Here is an 18,287-nt window from a genome sequence, read left to right as displayed (position 1 = left end):
TCTCCGTGGTATCGATCGCGACAGAACGCCAATCTACTCCACATTTCGCGGCGCCTGGCAGCGCCTGCTTGCGCCGCCTACGCCGCCACCGCCTCCCCACCGAGATACGCATCGCGCACGCGCTCATCGTCGAGCAGCGTTTTTGCGGGCCCTTCGAGCACGACGCGCCCCGTCTGCAGCACATACCCGTAATGCGCGATCTCCAGCGCGAGGCTCGCGTTCTGCTCAACCATGAACACCGTCACGCCTTGCTTGTTGATCGCGTCGATCAGCTCCAGCACCTTGTCGACGTACAGCGGCGACAACCCCATCGTCGGCTCGTCCATGCAGATCAGTTTCGGCCGCGCCATCAGCGCACGCGCCATCGCGAGCATCTGCTGCTCGCCGCCCGACAGCGTGCCCGCGCGCTGAGCGAGCCGTTCGCGCACCCGCGGAAACAAATCGAGCACACGCGCGTAGTCGTCGGCCACCGCCGCACGATCGCCGCGCGTGTAAGCGCCCATCAGCAGGTTCTCGCGCACGCTCATGTCGCCGAACAGCCGCCGCGCTTCCGGCACGGCCGCGATCCCGCGCCGCACGCGCTGCGGCGTCGCGAGCGCGGTCACATCGTCGCCGTCGAAACGCACGACGCCGCGACGCGGACGCATCAGCCCGAGAATCAGCTTCATCGTCGTCGACTTGCCGCTCGCGTTGCCGCCGAGCAGGCTGACGATCTGCCCGCGGCCGACTTCGAAATTCACGTCGAAATGCACCTGCACGGGCCCGTAGAACGTGTCGAGGTGTTCGAGTTTCAGCAGCGCGTCGGTCATGGTCGTATCGGGTCCGGAAGATTGCAAGCTCATGCGGCCGCCTGCGCGGCGCGCTCGGCCGGCGTGCCGCCCGCATGGCGGCGGCCGAGATAAGCCTCGATCACGCGCGGATCGTGCCGCACGTCGCGCGGCGCACCTTCGGCGATCTTCACGCCGTTGTCGAGCACCATCACGCGGTCGGACACGCGCATCACGAGCTCGAGCTTGTGCTCGATCAGCAGGATCGTCAGCCCGCGCGCCTTCAGCGACTGGATCAGTTGCAGCATCTCGGCCGTCTCCGTCTCGTTCATCCCGGCCGTCGGCTCGTCGAGCAGCAGCAGGCGCGGATGCAGCGCAAGCGCGCGGCCGATCTCCACACGCCGCCGGTTCGCATACGACAGGCTGTGCGCCGGATGATCGATGCGCGGCGTGAGCCGTTCGCCGAAGCCGGCGACGATCGCGCGCGCTTCTTCGCGCAACGCGGTCTCTTCGCGGCGTACCGACGCGGGCCGCACGAGCGCGCGCCACACCTCGGCGGCCGCGCCGAGCGCCGGCCAGCCGGGCCGCGCCGCGCGCAGCCGCGCATGCGCGCCAATCAGCACGTTGTCGAGCACGCTCAGGTTGCCGAACACGCGGCCGTGCTGGAACGTGCGCGCGATGCCGAGCGCCGCGAGCCGTTCGGGCGCGGTGCCGGTGATGTCGCGGCCGTCGAACGTCACGCGGCCGGCATCGGGCCGGTCGGCGCCCGTGATCAGGTTGAACAGCGTCGACTTGCCCGCGCCGTTCGGGCCGATCACGCTCAGCAGTTCGCCGTCGGCGAGCGTCAGGCTCGCGCCGTCGAGCGCGGTCACGCCGTCGAAGCGGCGCGTCAGGCCCTGCACGTCGAGCAGGGATCGGGTGGTCGTCATCGCATTCCTCCTCACACCGTGCCGAGCAGGCCCTGCGGCCGGAACCGGACGAGCAGCAGCAGCACGAGGCCGTAGATCAGCATCCGGTAGTCAGCCGCCCAGCGGAACAGCTCGGGCAGCCCGATCAGCGCGATCGCGCCGACGATGCCGCCGAGCACGTTGCCGAGCCCGCCCAGGATCACCATCGTCAGCGCGAGGATCGACACCTGCGAATCGAAGGTCTGGTGATTGATGTAGCTGTACAGATGCGCGGCGATCCCGCCGCTCACGCCCGCCGCGACGCCGCCGACCGCGAACGCGATCGCCTTGTAGCGGTTCGGCGCGATGCCGTGCGCACGCGCGGCGACGTCGTCCTCGCGCACCGCGCGTAGCGTGCGGCCCAGATGCGAACGCAGCAGCCGCACCTGTACGAGCGCGAACACGACGAGCACCGCGAACGTGAACCAGTACGCGGCGCGCGCGGTCGTCGCCCACGGCAGCGGCGCGATGCCGGTGATGCCGAGCGGGCCGCGCGTCAGGCTGTCCCAGTTCAGGATCACGAGGCTCACCACTTCGCCGATCCCGAGCGTCGCGATCGACACGTAGTGCCCACGCAAGCGGAACGCCGGATAGACGAGCAGCGTGCCGAACACGGCGGTGATCGCGCCCGCGCACGGAATCGTCACGGCCGGCGACCAGCCGAGATCCGACGACAGCAGCGCCGACGCATACGCGCCGATCACGAGCAGCGCGGCGTGGCCGAGCGAGATCTGCCCGACCGTACCCGCGACGAGCGTGAGACTCAGCGCGAGCAGCCCGTACAGCCACGCGTTGGTCAGCGTCTGCAGCACGTAAGGCGATGCCCCGAGCCACGGCAGCACGGCCGCCGCCGCGATCAGCGCGACGAGCACCGGGCGCGGCACGCGCACGGCTTTCGCGGCAGCGAGGAAGGTGCCCGTCATCGGCTCCGGCGGCAGCGCACGGTTCGCACTGAACAAGCCGTTCGGCCGCCACACGAGGAAGACGATCAGCAGTCCGAACGCGAACAGGTCGCGATAGCTGGTGCCGAACAGCGCGACGCCGTAGCTTTCGACGAGACCGAGCAGCAGGCTGCCCGCGATCGCACCCGGCACGTTGCCGAGCCCGCCGATCAGCAGCGCGACGACGCCCTTCAGCGTCGCCTGGAAGCCCATCGCCGGATCGATGCTGTTGTAGTACATGCCGACCAGCAGCCCGCTCACGCCACCGAGCGCGCACGCGATCGCGAACACGGTCTGGTTCACGCGATCGACGTCGACGCCCATCTGCAACGCGGCGTCGCGATCCTGCGCGGTCGCGCGCACGGCCCAGCCGAGCCGCGTGAAGCGCAGGAAGCCGTACAGCAGCGCGGCCGCCGCGATGCCGATACCCGCGATCAGCAGGTCGAGCGAGCCGAGCGTCGCGCCGGCGATCCGCACGTGCCAGTCGGGCAGCGGCGTCGGCACCGCGCGCGGGTCCGCGCCGAACGCGAGCTGCGCGAGCTGATCGAGGATGAAGCTGATGCCGATCGTCGCGAGCAGCGGCGCGATGCGCGCGGCGTGGCGCAGCGGCCGCAACCCGATCCGGTCGATCGCGATGCCGAGCGCGCCGCACCCGACCACGACCGCCGCGAGCGCAACCGGCAGCGGCAGCCCGAGGCGCGTCAGGCACAGCCAGCCGATGAACGCGCCGACCATGTACACCGAGCCGTGCGCGAAGTTGATCAGGTGCGACACGCCGAAGATCAGCGCGAGCCCGACCGCGAGCAGCGCGTAGATGTTGCCGACGATGAGGCCGTTGAGCGTGTAGTCGAGCCAGGAAGCCATCAGGATGCGTCCGTCATGTGCGTGCGGTTCGGGTTCAGCGCGCCGCGAGCTGCGGCTTCGCGCCGTCCCACAGCGCCCACTGCCCCTGCTTCACGACCAGATACACGGTGCGCGCGCCGGCGACGCGGCGCGTCTGCGGATCGAAGCGCACCTTGCCGAAGATCACGCTCGGCACGTCGCTGATCTTCGCGAAGCCGTCGTGCGCGGCCTGGCGCGTCGTGCCGTAGCGGCGCAGCACTTCCGCCGACAGGATCAGCGCGTCGTACGCGCGCGCGACGAACGAATCGGGATCGGCGTGGAATTTCGCGCGATAGCGCTGCACGAACGCCTGCACCTCGGGGCGCGGTTCGGCCGGGAAGAAGTTCGATTCCGTATAGACGCCTTCGACGGCCGTACCGCCCAGTTCGAGGAACTTCGGCGAATACACGGAGCCCACCGCCGCGATCGGCAGCGCGACGCCCGACGTGCGCGCCTGGCGCACGATCTGCGCGCCGTCCGCGTAGTACGAGATCAGCACGATCGAATCCGGCTTCGATTCGCCGATGCGCACGAGCGTCGAGCGGAAATCCTTCTCCGCCGGTTGGTAGCCTTCGGCCGCGACGACCTGCGCGCCGAACCCCGTCACCGCCTTCGCGAAGATGTCCTTGCTGGTGCGGCCCCAGTCCGTGTTCAGGTACAGCACCGCGATCCGCTTGAAGCCGAGTTCCCTCACCGCATAGCGCGCGAGCAGCGGCTGTTCCTCCGCCTGGCTCAGCGCGGTGCTCCACAGATAGTCGCCGCCCTTCGTGAAATCCGGATGCGAATTCGTGAAGCCGAACTGGATCAGTTGCCCGCGCTGGTAGATCGGCGACGCGGCCATCGACGTCGCGCTCGAGAAGTCGCCGAGTTCGATCGCGATGCGCGGATCGGCGACGAACTTCTGCGCGATCGCCACCGCCTGGCGCGGGTCGCTGCGACTGTCCTGGAAGTCGATCGCGAGCGGCCGGCCGTGAATGCCGCCGCTGCCGTTGATCTCGTCGAGCGCGAGATCGAAGCCGCGCTTCCACTGCTCGCCGTATTGCGCGTCCTGGCCCGTGAGCGGCCCGCTCGCGCCGATCACCACCGGCTCGCCCGACACGCCGGCCGCGAGCGCACCGCCTGTCGACAAGCCCCATGCGGCGGCGAGCGCCGCCACCGTGCCCAGCACGCGCCACCATGCGCCGCGCGCGTCGTTCCCCGAAACGTTCATGCGTCCCCCTGCTTCAGTCAATCGAAAAGAGTGAGGGCATGTAACCATCGGGTTCAGGACGATCCAACGAAGTTTTGCGCATATCGATATCGCACGCGGCGCGAAGCGGATGACGCTCATGATCGATCCAGGCTACCCGCTGCCTCGATCGACATGCCGGCATGCGTCGCATCGCGTTGATTCGATTGGCCTTTCGTTTTTGTCACCCCGCGCAACCGGCGCGCATGCGCGCATGGCCGGCCGCCGCGACGATCGCGCGCTTCGCAGTTTTCCCGCTGTCGATAGCAAAAATCATTATATGAATCGCGCATGCTTGCACTCCTACAATGCGCAAATCGCATCATCGGAACGCGTCATGGAGTTGCATCAACTCGAAGCCTTTTCCGCGGTCATGTCGGCCGGCAGCGTCACCGGCGCGGGCGAACTGCTCGGCCGCTCGCAGCCGGCCGTCACGCGGCAGATCCAGGAACTCGAAGCCGATCTCGGCTACGCGCTGTTCGACCGGCACGGCCCGCGCGTCACGCCGACGCGGCGCGCGTTCCTGCTGTACGAGGAAGTCGAACGCTCGCTGGTCGGCCTGCGCGCGATCGAGGCGCGGGCCCGCGCGCTCGGCGACGACACCGCCGAACCCGTGCGCATCGCGGCCACGCCGTCGCTCGCGGCCACGCTCGTGCCGACCGCGCTCGCCGCGCTGCCCGACGATACGCATGCGCCGCACTACCAGTTGCGCAGCGAATCGGCCGAGCATGTGGTGCACGAGGTGCTGGCCGGCACGGCCGATGTCGGCGTCGTCACGCTGCCGATGGCGCATGCCGGGCTCGACGTGCACTGGATCGCGCAGACGCCGTGCGTCGCCGTGCTGCCGGCCGGCGATCCGCTCGCGGCGAAACCTTGCATTGCGTTGCGCGACCTCGCGCGGCGCCGCATCGTGACGGTCGCGAACCGGCATCGGCTGCGCCAGCGGATCGACGCGGCGTTCGCGGCCGCGCGTGTCGAGGCGCGCGTGTTCATCGAAACCAATGCGTCGCTGAATGCGGTGATGGCCGCGCGCGCGGGCCTCGGGATCGGCATCGTCGATCCGGCAACCGGCGTCGCGCTGCCGGTGGACGGGGTCGTCGCACGCCCGCTCGACGTCGACATCCCGTTCGCGTTCGGCGTCGCGACGCCGGCCGGCAAGGCGCGCACGGCGGCCGTCGATGCGCTGCTCGACGCGCTGCGCCGCACGACGCGCACGCTGCTCGACGATGTGATTTTTCACGACGCCGCCGCGCACGATGCGCTGCTGCGCGGCGACCGGCTGCGCACCGAACGCACGGCGCGCCCGCCTCGCCCGACACGAACCCGCCGCGCGCGCTCGGAGGCCGCATGACGACGCCGCTCGACGCACTCGAAGCACGGCTCGCGCAGGACCTGCGCTGGCTCGACCTGCCCGCGCCGTCGTGGGTGCCGCCACGTGACGTGGACGGCGCGCGCGTGCTCGACGTCGCGATCGTCGGCGGGGGGATGGCCGGGCTCGCGGCATCCGCCGAACTGCGCCTGCTCGGCATCGACAACCAGTGCGTGATCGATCGCGCGCCGGCCGGCTACGAAGGCCCGTGGGTCACGTTCGCGCGGATGGAAACGCTGCGTTCGCCGAAGCAGCTTGCGGGCCCCGCGCTCGGCCTGCCCGCGCTGACGTTCCGCGCGTGGTTCGAAGCGCAATACGGCCGCGACGCGTGGGATGCGCTGTACAAGATCCCGCGCGCGCAATGGATGGACTATCTGCGCTGGTATCGGCGCGTGCTCGACCTGCAGGTGCGCAACGACACGACGCTCGTCGCGCTGCGCCCGCGCGAGGACGGGCTGCTCGCGCTCGACGTGCGCGGCAACGGCGAAGCGCAGACGCTGCTCGCGCGGCACGTCGTGCTCGCGACCGGCCGCGACGGCCTCGGCGGCCCGTACGTGCCGCCCGTCGCGCAACGCGCGCCGCGCACGCGCTGGGCCCACTCGTCGGAGCCGATCGATTTCGCCGCGCTCGCGGGCAAGCGCGTCGGCGTGGTCGGCGCGGGCGCGTCCGCGTTCGACAACGCGGGCACCGCGCTCGAAGCGGGCGCCGCACGCGTCGACCTGTTCTTCCGCCGCGCGGACATTCCACGCATCAACAAGCTGACCGGCATCGGCAGCCCGGGCCTCGTGCACGGCTACGCCGATCTCGACGACGCGACGAAATGGCGCTTCATGCACTACGCGCTGACGTCGCAGACGCCGCCGCCGCGCGACAGCGTGCTGCGCGTGTCGCGTCACGATCATGCGCATTTCCATGCGGGCAGCCCGATCGAGACGCTCGCCGACCACGCGGACGGCCTCGACGTGACGACGCCGCGCGGCCGCTACACGGTCGACTTCCTGATCTTCGCGACGGGCTTTCATTCGGACTGGACGACGCGCGACGAATTCGCGTCGTTCGGCGCGCACGTGCGGCGCTGGAAGGATCGCTATCGGCCGGAACCGGCGCGATGGCTCGACGAGCTCGCCGAGTCGCCCGATCTCGGCCCAGCGTTCGCGTTCCAGGAGCGCGAGCGCGGTGCGTGCCCGGCCGTCACGCGCATCCATTGCTTCAATCATGCGGCGAGCCTGAGCCACGGCAAGCTGTCCGGCGACATTCCGGCCATCAGCGCAGGCGCGCAGCGGCTCGCGCGCGGCATTGCGAGCCGGCTGTTCGATGCCGATCGCGACCGCCACTACGACGCGCTCGTCGCGTACGCGAATGCCGAACTGCAAGGCGACGAATGGCGCGACGCCGACGCCATCGGTCACTTTGACGACGAAGGAAAACCGAAACGATGACTGACTCTCTCACGCCGGCCGCCGCGCCGGATACGATCGATGCGGCAGCCGGCCTGCGCGAAGGCGACGCCGTCGCCGCGCTGCGCCGCGCACGCGGCAAGGTGCTGTTGCATACGCAACTGAGCGAAGCCGCGCTGTTCGATCCCCCCCTGCCCGATCTTTCGCCGGTCGAGCGGCTGCATGCGGCACGCTATGTCGCGCGACAGTCGAACGCACACGCGCTGACCGACATCTATCGCACGCGACTGCTCGACGCAGGCGGCACGCTCGACGATATCGAACGAGCCGATGCCGATGCGTTCGACGCGCTGCCTCGCCGCCTCGGCGCGATCCTGTTGCACGCGAAGCGCCTGACGCACGCGCCGGTCGACGCACGCGCGGCCGATCTCGCCGCGTTGAAATCGGCCGGACTCACGACATCCGCGATCGTCGCGTTGTCGCAGCTCATCGCGTTCGTCGCGTATCAGTTGCGCGTGGCCGCCGCCGCGCGGGCACTTCAAGCGCGCGCCGCCAAGGAGGCCGCATGACGACTACGGCCCACGGCTTCACGTTCGACACGCTCGGCTGGCGCGCATGGCTCGACACGGTATCGCTCGACGCGGCGAGACCCGATCAGCTCGCGGTGCTCGAAGCGAGCCACCCGCAAGCGAAAACATCCGACTATTACCTGCTGCTCGTCCATCTGCCCGAGATCCTGCTGCAGCGCTCGGGCGTGTTCAACGCGATCATGTACGGCCCCGGCGGGCTGTCGCGCGCCGAGCGCGAACTGGCGAGCACGGCGGTGTCGCGCGTGAACGGCTGCGTGTACTGCGCGTCGGTGCATGCGCAGCGCTTCACGCAGCTCGCGAAACGCACCGATGCGATCGAGCAGGTGTTCGACGATCCGGCGACGGCCGGCACGACGGCGCGCGAACGCGCGATCGTCCGCTATGCGATTGCATTGACCGAACGGCCCGACGCGATCGACGACAGCGATATCGCCGCGCTCGAAGCCGAAGGGCTCACGCATGAGGAGATTCTCGACCTGTCGCACGCGATCGCGATCTTCGCGTGGGCGAACCGGCTGATGCTGACGCTTGGCGAGCCGGTGTTCCCGGAATCGGCGGCGGGCGCCTGACCGCACGCAGGAACGTGGCGCGGCCGTGCCGCGTCACGCCTTGTGCGTCGACAACAAAATGCTCGTCTCGGTGTTGGCGATTCCCGTTCGGTAACCGCGCGCGATGGCGCAGAAACCGGATCAGCGGAAAAGCGTCGCGAAGGAGTGTCGCATGCCTGAATGAAGCCGGCTTCAACGTCGTGCCATGGGTGGCGCGACGTCGACCGGGAACGGACGCTTCGACCTGCGAACGAGATCGAAGCACCCCGTACTGCTCTCAATCACCCAGCAGCTTCAATCCGGCCGGCAGCGTTTCGCCGAACACGCGCACCGTATCGGCTTCGTCGAACGCGATCGCTTCACGGACCATGTCGATCCACGCCGCCGACACGTTGGCGGCCGACAGGCGCTTGATGACGGCCTCGCGCGTGTCGTCCGGCAAATCGCGCGAGCGGTCGCCCGTCATCCGCGCGATCTGTGCGGCCGCGAACGCAGCCGGTTCGACCTGCTTCCAGTCGAGCGCGAACAGCGCATCGAGCCAGCCGTTGACGATTTCCGCCGGCACGACGCTATGCGCGCTGCCATAGAACGGCCGCCTTGCACCGATCCGCCCGAGCGCCCACGCGCACAACGCGCGATCGGCCGGCTTCTGCAATTGCGCGATCAGGCGCTCGGCCAGCTCGACCTTGCGCGCGACGGGCAGCCGTTCGAGCGACGCGGACAATCGCGTCATGTCGGCCGGCCCGACCTTAGCCGGATCGAACGGCAACTTGCGCCGCTTGTCGTCGGACGGCTCGAGGAACGCGATCGCGTCGCGCACCTGCGTCTGCGCATCGTCGTCGAGGCCGCCGGCCACGCGCCGCCACAGCGTCCACCACTCGGACCACACCTGTGCATCGGTCACATACTGAATGCCGTCGTCGAACAGCGGCCACAGCTGCTCGATGCGCCATGCGTCGAGCGGATGGCCGAAACCCGGACGCAGGCAATACCCGGCGAGATTCAGCCACGCGCGCTCGTGATCGGCCGAGCGCCGCCGCCGCCGCACCCGCGCGAGCAATGCGTCGAACAGTTCGCGCGCGAGCGTGACATCCCAGTCTTCGCGCGCGCCGAGCACCTGTTCGAGTTGCGCGCGCAACCGACGCGTGTCCTTCGGCGTGACGCCCGCGGCCTTGCTGCCGAACGAACGCTCGATCAGCTCGAGCGCCTGGTCGAGCCGCGGATGCCGCGCGAGCGCCGCATCGTCGCCTTGCACCGGCGCATCGCCGCGCAACTGGAATTCGAGCCGCCAGCGGCGCGCCGCGTCGCCCGTCGCGATGCAATGCATTTCGAGCGTGCCGACCTCGGTCAGCGACGCGGTGAGCTTCACCGGCGTTTCGCGCGCGTCGCCGCCCGCCTTCGCATCGACGACCGTCGCGATCGGCGGCAGCCGCACGAAATCGCCGCCGTCGAGATCGACGAGATCGCCGGGTTGATACTTCGTGTCGGCCACCGTCGACACGAGGTGGAAACGCACCGGCTGCCCGAGCTGCAGCGCGAACGTGCGATCGTCGAGGCGGATCTCGCGGCCCTCTTCCGCGCCGCGCGGCAGCAGGCAGACGCCGCGGGCGGCTGCGTCGCCTTCGCCGTCGTCGAGCACGAGGAAATAGCTGCGCGCGGAGCCGCCGCCGATGCGCGGCGCATGCCCGGCGCGCGCAAGCCCGTAGGCCACCGCGCCGCGCGCGACGGCCACATCGGGATGCGCGTTGTGCAGCACGTCGAGCGGTGCGCCGCGCCACGCACCGAGCGTCTGCGCGAGACGGCCGGCAAGCGCGCCCGCGCGGAACACGCCGCCGTTGAGCAGCAGCGTGTCCGGCAGCGGGCCTTCCGCATGACGGTTCAGGAACGCGGCGACGTGGCGCGTGACGGCCGCGTCGCTCGCATACGGCAAGCCGAATTCGACGATCGCCGCGCGCGCACGGCGCGGCAATTCGCCGGCCTCGACCTGCGGAAAGAACCCGTCGACGACGATCTGCTCGACTTCCTGCCGCGTCAGCTCCGCCGAACGCGCACCGCCGACGAGCTTGCTGCCCGCGCCGAGCAGCGTGACGGTGACGGACGCCGGCGCGTCGTCACCGAGCAGCCGCTCCTTCGCCGCGCGGCAGCGCTCGACGAGTTGCGACAGGCTCGCGGCCGACAGCCGCGTACCGGGCTCGGTCAGCCGCGACTCGACCAGGCGCGCGAGCGCGAGGTCCATGTTGTCGCCGCCAAGCATCAGATGATTGCCGACGCCGACGCGCGTGAAGGTGGGTTGGCCGTCGTCGCCCGGCGCGACGTCGACGAGCGTGAGGTCGGTCGTGCCGCCGCCGACGTCGCAGATCAGCACGCGCCGCGGCGCGGCGAACGTCTCGCGCAACGTGTCGCGCTGGCCGTACAGCCAGTCGTAGAACGCGGCCTGCGGTTCTTCGAGCAAGCGCAGCGCCGGCAGCTTCGCGCGCCGCGCGGCCTCGACGGTCAACGCACGCGCGCCGTCGTCGAACGACGCGGGCACCGTCAGGATCACGTCCTGCTGCGCGAGCGGCTCATCGGGAAAACGCGCGTTCCACGCGTCGCGCACATGCGCGAGATAGCTCGCGCTCGCATCGACCGGCGACACCTTGTCGACGCCATCGGCCGCGCCCCACGGCAGGATCGCCGCGAGCCGGTCGACCGCGGCGTGCGACAGCCAGCTCTTCGCGCTCGACACGAGCCGGCCCGGCACCTGCGCGCCGAGCGTGCGCGCGTAGCGGCCGATCACGGCCGGCGGCGCATCGGCCGCATTCGCGCTGGCCTTCGGATCAGCCTTCGAATTGGCCGCCCACGGCAGCCGCAGCGCGTCCGGCGGCAGCTCGCCCGCCGCCGGGTGATAACGCACCGACGGCAGCAGCGGCTGCGCGGCCACCGCGCCCGGGCCGACCAGCTGCTCGACGTCGAACACGCGGATCGCGTCGGAACCGGCCTCGACGTACGCGACGACCGTATTGCTCGTGCCGAGGTCGATGCCGACCGTATAACGCTTCATCGCGCTCAGGCGGCGCCGCGCACGTCGAACTCGACCTTCCAGCGCTCGTTCGTGCCGCTCGGGATCGCCTCGAGTTCGAGCGTGCCGGCTTCGGTCACGCGCGCATGCAGCTTCACCGGCACGACTTCGCCGACCGTACGCCCTTCGGCGGGCAGCGTCGCCTGGATTTCCTCCAGCTCCTGCAGCTCTTCCGCCGACCAGTAGTCGAGCAGCGTGCCGACCTGATCCTGGCGGCGCACCGACGAACCGAAGAAGCGGAACTGCACCGGTTCGCCGACGACGAGACCGAATTCCTGCGGCGGCAGTGCCGCGTCCGAGCCTTCCTCCATCCCGAACGGCGCGACGCACAGCGCCTGCACCGGCGGCTCGAGCCCCGGCACCGCGGGCATCGCCGATTCGATCGCGACGTAGTACGCACGCGCCGTGCCGCCGCGAATGCGCACGCCCCGGCCGCGCTTCACGTAGCCGTAGTACGCCGCGCCGCGCGCGACCGCGAGATCGAGATCGGCGCCTTCGAGCAGGCGCGCGGGCGGCGCGCCTTCGGCGGCGAGCCAGCCGTTGAGCGTATCGAGCACGCGCTGCGTGAGCAGCGTCGACTTGAACACGCCGCCGTTGAACAGCACGGCGGTCGGATGCAGGAACGTCGCGCCTTGCGGCAGCGTGCGCTGCACGCCTTCGAGCGTGTCGAGCGCCGCGACCTGGCGGCCGAGGAACGCCGCGAGATGGCGGGTGATGCCGGCGTCCTGCGCATACGGCAGGCCGAGCTGCGTCAGGCCGACACGCGCGCGGCTCACCGGGCGCGCGGCCGCATCGACCTGCGGGAAGAAACCTTCGAGGATCGTCTGCGTCAGTTCCGCGCGCGTGAGCTCGGTGCGGATCGAGCCGCCGATCAGCTTCGAGCCGCGGCTCGGCACGACGAGCGGCACCGCGTCGGTGGTCGGATCGGACAGCAGCGTTTCCTTGGCCGCGCGGCACGCGTAGGTCAGCGCGCGCAGTTGCCACGGATCGGCCTGCGTGCCCTGCTGCGCGAGCTTGCGTGCGACCACGTGCGCGAGCGCGAGATCCATGTTGTCGCCGCCGAGCAGGATGTGCTCGCCGACGGCCACGCGATGCAGTTCGAGATTGCCGTCGCGCTCGACCACCGCGATCAGCGACAGATCGGTCGTGCCGCCGCCGACGTCGACGCACAGGATCAGGTCGCCGACCTGCACCTGCTTGCGCCAGCCACCTTCGCTTTTCTGGATCCAGCTGTAGAGCGCCGCTTGCGGCTCTTCGAGCAGCGTCATCCGCGAGTAGCCGGCGGCGCGCGCGGCTTCCGCCGTCAGTTCGCGCGCGGCCGGATCGAACGACGCGGGGATCGTGACCGTCACGTCCTGGTCGGCGAACGGCGCGTCGGGATGCGCGTGGTCCCACGCTTCGCGCAGGTGCGTGAGATAGCGGATCGAGCTTTCCAGCGGCGACACGCGCGCCACTTCCGGCGGCGCATCGCTCGGCAGGATCGCCGCGCGGCGATCGACGCCAGGATGGCACAGCCAGCTCTTCGCGCTCGACACGAGGCGGATCGGCGTGCCGGCGCCGCGCGTGCGCGCCATCTCGCCGACCGCGAACGCGCGCGAGGCCGTCCACGGCAGCGTCAGGTCGCCCTGCGTCAGTTCGCTTTCATGCGGCAGGTAGAGGAACGACGGCAGCAGGTCGCGCGATTCCAGCGCGCCCGGTGCGGTCAGCTGCGCGATCGGCAGCACCTGCTGCACGATCTTTTCGCCGTCGCTCGTGCTGCTGTCGACGTACGACAGCGCGCAGTGGGTCGTCCCGAGGTCGATACCGATCGAATAGCGCGGATCGCTCACAGTTCCACCTCCGCCGGTGCGATCACCGATGCGTCGTGGCTGCCCGTCAGCTTCGGCAGGCGCACGTCGGAAACACGCCAGCCGCGATGGCTGACGGTGCCCGTGAACGGCGCGGAGCCGACCACGTTGCCGGTCACGCGCACGGCCGTCGCGTCGAAGCCGGCCGGCAGCGTCACGCGGCTGCCTTCCGCTTCGTCGCGCACGGGCACGATCGTGAAGTGCTCGCGCAGCGCCGCGCGACAGCCGTCGTGCACGAGGCGTGCGGCCGCGCCGATGTCGGCGTCCGCATAGCCGGCGATGTCTTCCTCGACGAAATCGATGAAGCGCGCATCGCGCTGCAGCAGGCCGAGCAGTTGCAGCGCGGCCTGCGGGCTCGCTTCGCGCAGCTCGGGGGCCGGCGCCTTCACCGGCGCGGGTGCGACGGGCGCGGCAGCGGGGGCCGGCGTCGGCGCGACCGGGACCGGCGCCGGGGCGCCCTCGCGCACGCGCAGCACGCCGGCCGCGAATTCGCGGTTGCCGAGCACGGAGAAGAACGTGCCGACGGCCAGCGACAGCCGGCCGAAAAAGGACAGGTTGGATTCGGGCATGGGGTCTGGACTCCTGTGGGCTCGCGGCAGGGCGAGCGTTTCTTGCCTGGGCGCCCGGCGGCGGCGTGCGGCATGCGCACTGCCGCCGCCGGGCGCGTGATTCGAACGCGCCCTCGCGGGTGCGGAAAACCCGTATTTTGCCCTGTGGCGGGCGAACCGGGCAGAAGTCGGGGGACAGAACATGGCGGCGCGGCGGTTTCGGCCGCGCCTGCGCGTGCGTGACGCGCGTACGGCGGCCGTGCTGCGCTGCGTCAGCGCGGCTTGCGCAGCCGCGCCGCCTTCGCTTCGAAATCGCGCGACAGCATGCCGAGCGTGACTTCGCCGAAGCGCGCGAGCAGCGACGCTTCAGCCTCCTTCAGCGCCGCCGACAGATGCGCGTTGACCGCTTGTTCGACCAGGCATTCGGGCGCGTCCTCGGACACCAGGTCGGAAAACAGCGGCGGCTCGCCCACCGCGCGATAGACGTCGAGCAGCGTGATGTCGTCGAGCGCGACGCTCAGCGCCCAGCCGCCGCCGTGCCCCTTCTCCGACTGCACGTAGCCGCAATCGCGCAACCCGCCGAGCAGGCGCCGCACGACGACCGGATTCGTGCCCAGCATCGTCGCGATCGTCTCCGACGTCAGCGGGCCGTCGGCCTGGTCCATGTGGATCAGCGCATGCAGCACGCGCGACAAACGGCTGTCGGTTCTCACGGGCGGGACTCCCCTCTCTCGAAACTTCTGAAGTTGCATGAATGATACCATCGCCCTATCATGCAACTTCTCGTGTTTCATGAGTTGGCCGCCAGCGAAGCACGTCTATCCGTCACGCAGATTCAGAAAGGAGTGGATGCATGGATACCCATCATGAAGTGATCGTGATCGGCGGCAGCTTTGCCGGGCTGTCGGCCGCGATGCAACTGGCGCGCGCACGCCGCCGCGTGCTCGTGATCGACGCCGGCCGGCCGCGCAACCGCTTTGCCGAGCATGCGCACGGCTTCTTCGGGCAGGACGGCAAGCCGCCCGCGCGGATCGTCGCCGAAGCGAGCGCGCAGCTTGCCGCGTATCCGACCGTGCAGCGCATCGACGGCGAAGTACGTGCGGCCGAACGCGACGCGGATGAACGCTTTCACGTGACGCTCGCCGACGGCAGCCGCGCGAGCGCCGACCGGCTGATTCTCGCGACCGGCATCCGCGACGAACTGCCCGCGCTGCCGGGGCTCGCCGAACGCTGGGGCATCAGCGTGCTGCATTGTCCGTACTGTCATGGATACGAAGTGAGCGGCCAGCGGCTCGGCGTGCTCGCCACGCATCCGCTGTCGGTCCATCAGGCGATCCTGATTCCGGACTGGGGCCCGACGACGTGGTTCACGCAGCGCGTGGTCGAAGCGAACGAGGAGGAAGCCGCGTTGCTCGCCGCGCGCGGCGTGCGCATCGAACGCTCGCCGGTCGTCGAGATCGTCGGCGATGCGCCGCGTATCGACGCGCTGCGGCTCGCCGACGGGCAGGTCGTGCCGATCGACGCGTTGTTCGTCGGCGCGCGCACCGACATGGCGAGCGACCTCGCGCAGCAGCTCGGCTGCGCGTTCGACGAAGGGCCGCTCGGCACCGCGATTCGCGTCGATGCGTGGAAGCGGACGAGCGTCGCAGGCGTGTATGCGGCCGGCGATGCGTCGAGCCTGATGACCAATGCGACGTTCGCATCGGCATCGGGCGTGGCGGCCGGCGTGGGCGTACATCGATCGCTGATTTTCGGGCTGGACGCGTAGGCGGGTGGACAGCGGGGGCGTCACGGTCGTCGATGTATCAGGCGAAGGAAGCGGGCGCCTTCCGGCCATCCTCACCGCAGCCACCCCGCGCCACGTCGATGGCTTCGCCGCGCGATCTGCGGTTTAATGCTCGATACCCTATGCATTAAGAGTCATGAAATGCTCGACCTCGACGACCTTCGACTCGTCCGCGCGATCGGCACGTCGCGCTCGCTGGCCGCGGCGGCCCGGCTGCTCGACCTCACGCCGCCCGCGGTCACGATTCGGCTGCAACGGATGGAGGCGCGCCTGAACGCGAGGCTCGCCGTGCGGCAGCCGAAAGGGATTGCGTTGACCGACGAAGGGCAGCGGCTGTACCAGGAAGCCGTCGGCATTCTCGAGCGCGTGGAGGCGCTGCCAGTCAGCATCGCGGGCGACCACGGCGACGTGCAGGGCACGCTGCGCGTCGTCGCCCCGCTCGGCTTCGGCCGCAAGTACGTCGCGCGGATCGTGCGCGACGTGCAGCGCGCGCATCCGAAGCTCGAAATCTCGCTCCATCTGTCGGAAAGCCCGTTGACCAGCGCATCGGGCGCCGACGTGGTCGTCCACGTCGGCGGCCTCAAGTCGTCTTCGTGGATCGGCTATCCGCTCGCGCCCAACGAGCGCTTCCTGTGCGCGAGCCCCGCGTATGCGCGCCGCCTCAAAGACCTGAACCATCCATCCGACCTGACGCGCTACGACTGCCTGTGCCTGCGCGAGAACGACGAAGACATCCCGCGCTGGCGCTTCTCGCCCGGCCGCGGCGTCAAGGGCGAATCGCGGCGGGCGACCGTCATCCGCGTGACCGGCGCGCTGTCGTCCAACGACGGCACCGTCATCACCGAATGGGCGCTGGCCGGGCTCGGCATCGTCGAACGCTCGGAGTGGGACGTCGCGCAGTTGCTCGCGAACGGCAAGCTCGTGCGGCTGCTGCCCGGCTGGAGCCTGCCGCCCGCGCCGGTGACGGCGCTGTTGCCGTCGCGGACCGGCCGCTCCGCGCGGCAGCGGGTGTTTCTCGACGCCGCGCGGCAGTTTCTCGATCCGCCGCCGTGGCGCGGCAAAGCGTGAGCCGGGGCCGCGCTCCGCGAGAGTCGGCCAATTAAACTTCCCTTAATGGCAGATTAGTTCCGCATTAAACACGCCGTGAGCCGACTGCCCTACAGTGTCCGCATCGGCAACCCCGCAATCGGACGCATCGTGGACCTTCACACCCTCAACACCCCGGCCGCCTTGATCGACGTCGGCCGCATGCAGCGCAACATCGCGCGCATGCAGACGCATCTGGACGCACTCGGCGTGCGGTTCCGGCCGCACGTCAAGACCACCAAATGCCGGCACGTCGTCGACGCGCAGATCGCGGCGGGCGCGCAGGGCATCACGGTATCGACGCTCAAGGAAGCCGAGCAGTTCTTCGCGGACGGCATCCGCGACATCGTCTACGCGGTCGGCATGGTGCCCGCGAAGCTCGGCCAGGCGCTTGCGCTGCGTCGGCAAGGCTGCGACCTGAAGATCGTCGCCGACAGCCTGCCGGCCGCCCATGCGATCGCCGCGTTCGGGCGCGAGCACGGCGAACGTTTCGACGTATGGATCGAGGTCGACGTCGACGGCCACCGCTCGGGCATCCCGCCCGACGCCGATTTGCTGATCGATGTCGGCCGCGCGCTGACCGACGGCGGCATGCTGCTCGGCGGCGTGATGGCTCACGCGGGCTCCAGCTACGAATACGACACGCACGCAGCACTCGTCGCGATCGCCGAGCAGGAACGCAGCCGCACCGTGCGGGCCGCGGAGCGCCTGCGGGCCGCCGGGTTGCCGTGCCCGGTCGTGAGCATCGGGTCGACGCCCACCGCGCTGGCGGCGGAACGGCTCGACGGCGTGACCGAAGTGCGCGCCGGCGTGTACGTGATGTTCGACCTCGTGATGCACAACATCGGCGTGTGCGAGCCGTCCGACATCGCGCTGTCAGTGTTGACCACCGTCATCGGCCATCAGGAAGAGAAAGGCTGGGCGATCGTCGACGCGGGCTGGATGGCGATGAGCCGCGACCGCGGCACGCAGCGCCAGGCGCACGATTTCGGCTACGGGCAGGTCTGCACCGAAGCGGGCGACGTGCTCGGCGGCTACCTGCTGAGCGGCGCCAACCAGGAACACGGGATCGTGTCGCGAACCGGTACGCCGGATACGGGCATCGCGCAGCGGTTTCCAATCGGCACGCGGCTGCGCATCCTGCCGAATCATGCGTGCGCGACCGGCGCGCAGCATCCCGAATACCAGGCCGTCGGCGACGACGGCGCCGCGCAGACGTGGCCGCGCTTCTACGGGTGGTGAGCATCCGTCCCCGCCGCGTCATCCGTGCATTGACTATTCGTCCAAATCTGG

The 18,287-nt window shown here is 70.0% G+C and carries 15 protein-coding genes; 7 read left to right on the top strand and 8 right to left on the bottom strand.

What is annotated here, in order from left to right; translation table 11 throughout:
- Window positions 1-77 precede the first annotated feature (77 nt).
- From J8I33_RS03945 to J8I33_RS03930, 4 genes are read right to left on the bottom strand one after another with little or no spacing between them, the layout of a single operon-like run.
- Window positions 78-842 (bottom strand): ABC transporter ATP-binding protein, encoded by a 765-nt coding sequence (locus J8I33_RS03945; RefSeq protein WP_050014377.1) that lies wholly within the window; start codon window positions 840-842, stop codon window positions 78-80.
- On the bottom strand, window positions 839-1,696 hold the full coding sequence (locus J8I33_RS03940; protein WP_209924610.1) for an ABC transporter ATP-binding protein: 858 nt from the start codon (window positions 1,694-1,696) through the stop codon (window positions 839-841). The genes J8I33_RS03945 and J8I33_RS03940 overlap by 4 nt, the downstream gene beginning before the upstream one ends.
- Before the next feature lie 11 nt (window positions 1,697-1,707).
- Complete coding sequence (locus tag J8I33_RS03935) at window positions 1,708-3,519, bottom strand: ABC transporter permease (RefSeq protein WP_209933220.1); 1,812 nt, start codon at window positions 3,517-3,519, stop codon at window positions 1,708-1,710.
- 34 nt (window positions 3,520-3,553) lie between these two features.
- Window positions 3,554-4,747, bottom strand: a complete 1,194-nt coding sequence (locus tag J8I33_RS03930; RefSeq protein WP_050014373.1) for an ABC transporter substrate-binding protein — start codon at window positions 4,745-4,747, stop codon at window positions 3,554-3,556.
- Window positions 4,748-5,102: 355 nt separating this feature from the next.
- Between J8I33_RS03930 and J8I33_RS03925 the strand changes: the two genes are divergently transcribed.
- From J8I33_RS03925 to J8I33_RS03910, 4 genes are read left to right on the top strand one after another with little or no spacing between them, the layout of a single operon-like run.
- A complete protein-coding gene (locus tag J8I33_RS03925; RefSeq protein WP_209924608.1) occupies window positions 5,103-6,116 on the top strand; it encodes a LysR family transcriptional regulator in 1,014 nt (337 codons plus the stop codon).
- Window positions 6,113-7,573 (top strand): NAD(P)/FAD-dependent oxidoreductase, encoded by a 1,461-nt coding sequence (locus tag J8I33_RS03920; protein ID WP_209924607.1) that lies wholly within the window; start codon window positions 6,113-6,115, stop codon window positions 7,571-7,573. Before J8I33_RS03925 ends, J8I33_RS03920 begins: the two co-directional genes overlap by 4 nt.
- Window positions 7,570-8,100: a hypothetical protein gene (locus J8I33_RS03915; protein WP_209924606.1), complete on the top strand. Its 531-nt coding sequence runs from the start codon at window positions 7,570-7,572 to the stop codon at window positions 8,098-8,100. Before J8I33_RS03920 ends, J8I33_RS03915 begins: the two co-directional genes overlap by 4 nt.
- The gene (locus J8I33_RS03910) at window positions 8,097-8,690 is read left to right on the top strand and encodes a peroxidase-related enzyme (protein WP_209924605.1); all 594 of its coding nucleotides are present in this window, start codon (window positions 8,097-8,099) and stop codon (window positions 8,688-8,690) included. Before J8I33_RS03915 ends, J8I33_RS03910 begins: the two co-directional genes overlap by 4 nt.
- A gap of 256 nt (window positions 8,691-8,946) precedes the next feature.
- On the opposite strand, the gene J8I33_RS03905 is transcribed toward J8I33_RS03910, so the two are convergent.
- The 4 genes from J8I33_RS03905 to J8I33_RS03890 form a co-directional block, all read right to left on the bottom strand.
- Window positions 8,947-11,709, bottom strand: a complete 2,763-nt coding sequence (locus J8I33_RS03905) for an Hsp70 family protein (RefSeq protein WP_209924604.1) — start codon at window positions 11,707-11,709, stop codon at window positions 8,947-8,949.
- A 5-nt stretch (window positions 11,710-11,714) separates the two neighbouring features.
- Window positions 11,715-13,556, bottom strand: coding sequence for an Hsp70 family protein (locus J8I33_RS03900; protein WP_209933218.1), 1,842 nt, complete (start codon window positions 13,554-13,556; stop codon window positions 11,715-11,717).
- Window positions 13,553-14,143, bottom strand: coding sequence for a DUF2760 domain-containing protein (locus J8I33_RS03895; protein ID WP_209933217.1), 591 nt, complete (start codon window positions 14,141-14,143; stop codon window positions 13,553-13,555). Before J8I33_RS03895 ends, J8I33_RS03900 begins: the two co-directional genes overlap by 4 nt.
- Before the next feature lie 251 nt (window positions 14,144-14,394).
- Window positions 14,395-14,835, bottom strand: a complete 441-nt coding sequence (locus tag J8I33_RS03890) for an Rrf2 family transcriptional regulator (RefSeq protein WP_209924601.1) — start codon at window positions 14,833-14,835, stop codon at window positions 14,395-14,397.
- 140 nt (window positions 14,836-14,975) lie between these two features.
- Between J8I33_RS03890 and J8I33_RS03885 the strand changes: the two genes are divergently transcribed.
- The 3 genes from J8I33_RS03885 to J8I33_RS03875 all read left to right on the top strand — a co-directional run bounded on the left by J8I33_RS03885 (window position 14,976) and on the right by J8I33_RS03875 (window position 18,236).
- On the top strand, window positions 14,976-15,890 hold the full coding sequence (locus J8I33_RS03885) for an NAD(P)/FAD-dependent oxidoreductase (RefSeq protein WP_050014359.1): 915 nt from the start codon (window positions 14,976-14,978) through the stop codon (window positions 15,888-15,890).
- A gap of 126 nt (window positions 15,891-16,016) precedes the next feature.
- Entirely contained in the window at window positions 16,017-16,976 is a 960-nt protein-coding gene (locus tag J8I33_RS03880; RefSeq protein WP_089489024.1) for a LysR substrate-binding domain-containing protein, read from the top strand.
- 129 nt (window positions 16,977-17,105) lie between these two features.
- Window positions 17,106-18,236, top strand: a complete 1,131-nt coding sequence (locus J8I33_RS03875; RefSeq protein WP_050014357.1) for a DSD1 family PLP-dependent enzyme — start codon at window positions 17,106-17,108, stop codon at window positions 18,234-18,236.
- Window positions 18,237-18,287: the final 51 nt, after the last annotated feature.

The sequence above is a fragment of the Burkholderia sp. AcTa6-5 genome, from assembly GCF_017815075.1.
GTDB classification, from domain to species: Bacteria; Pseudomonadota; Gammaproteobacteria; order Burkholderiales; family Burkholderiaceae; genus Burkholderia; species Burkholderia sola.
The sequence above is the reverse complement of the archived record's forward strand: the minus strand, read 5'-3'. Positions and strand labels throughout refer to the sequence as shown.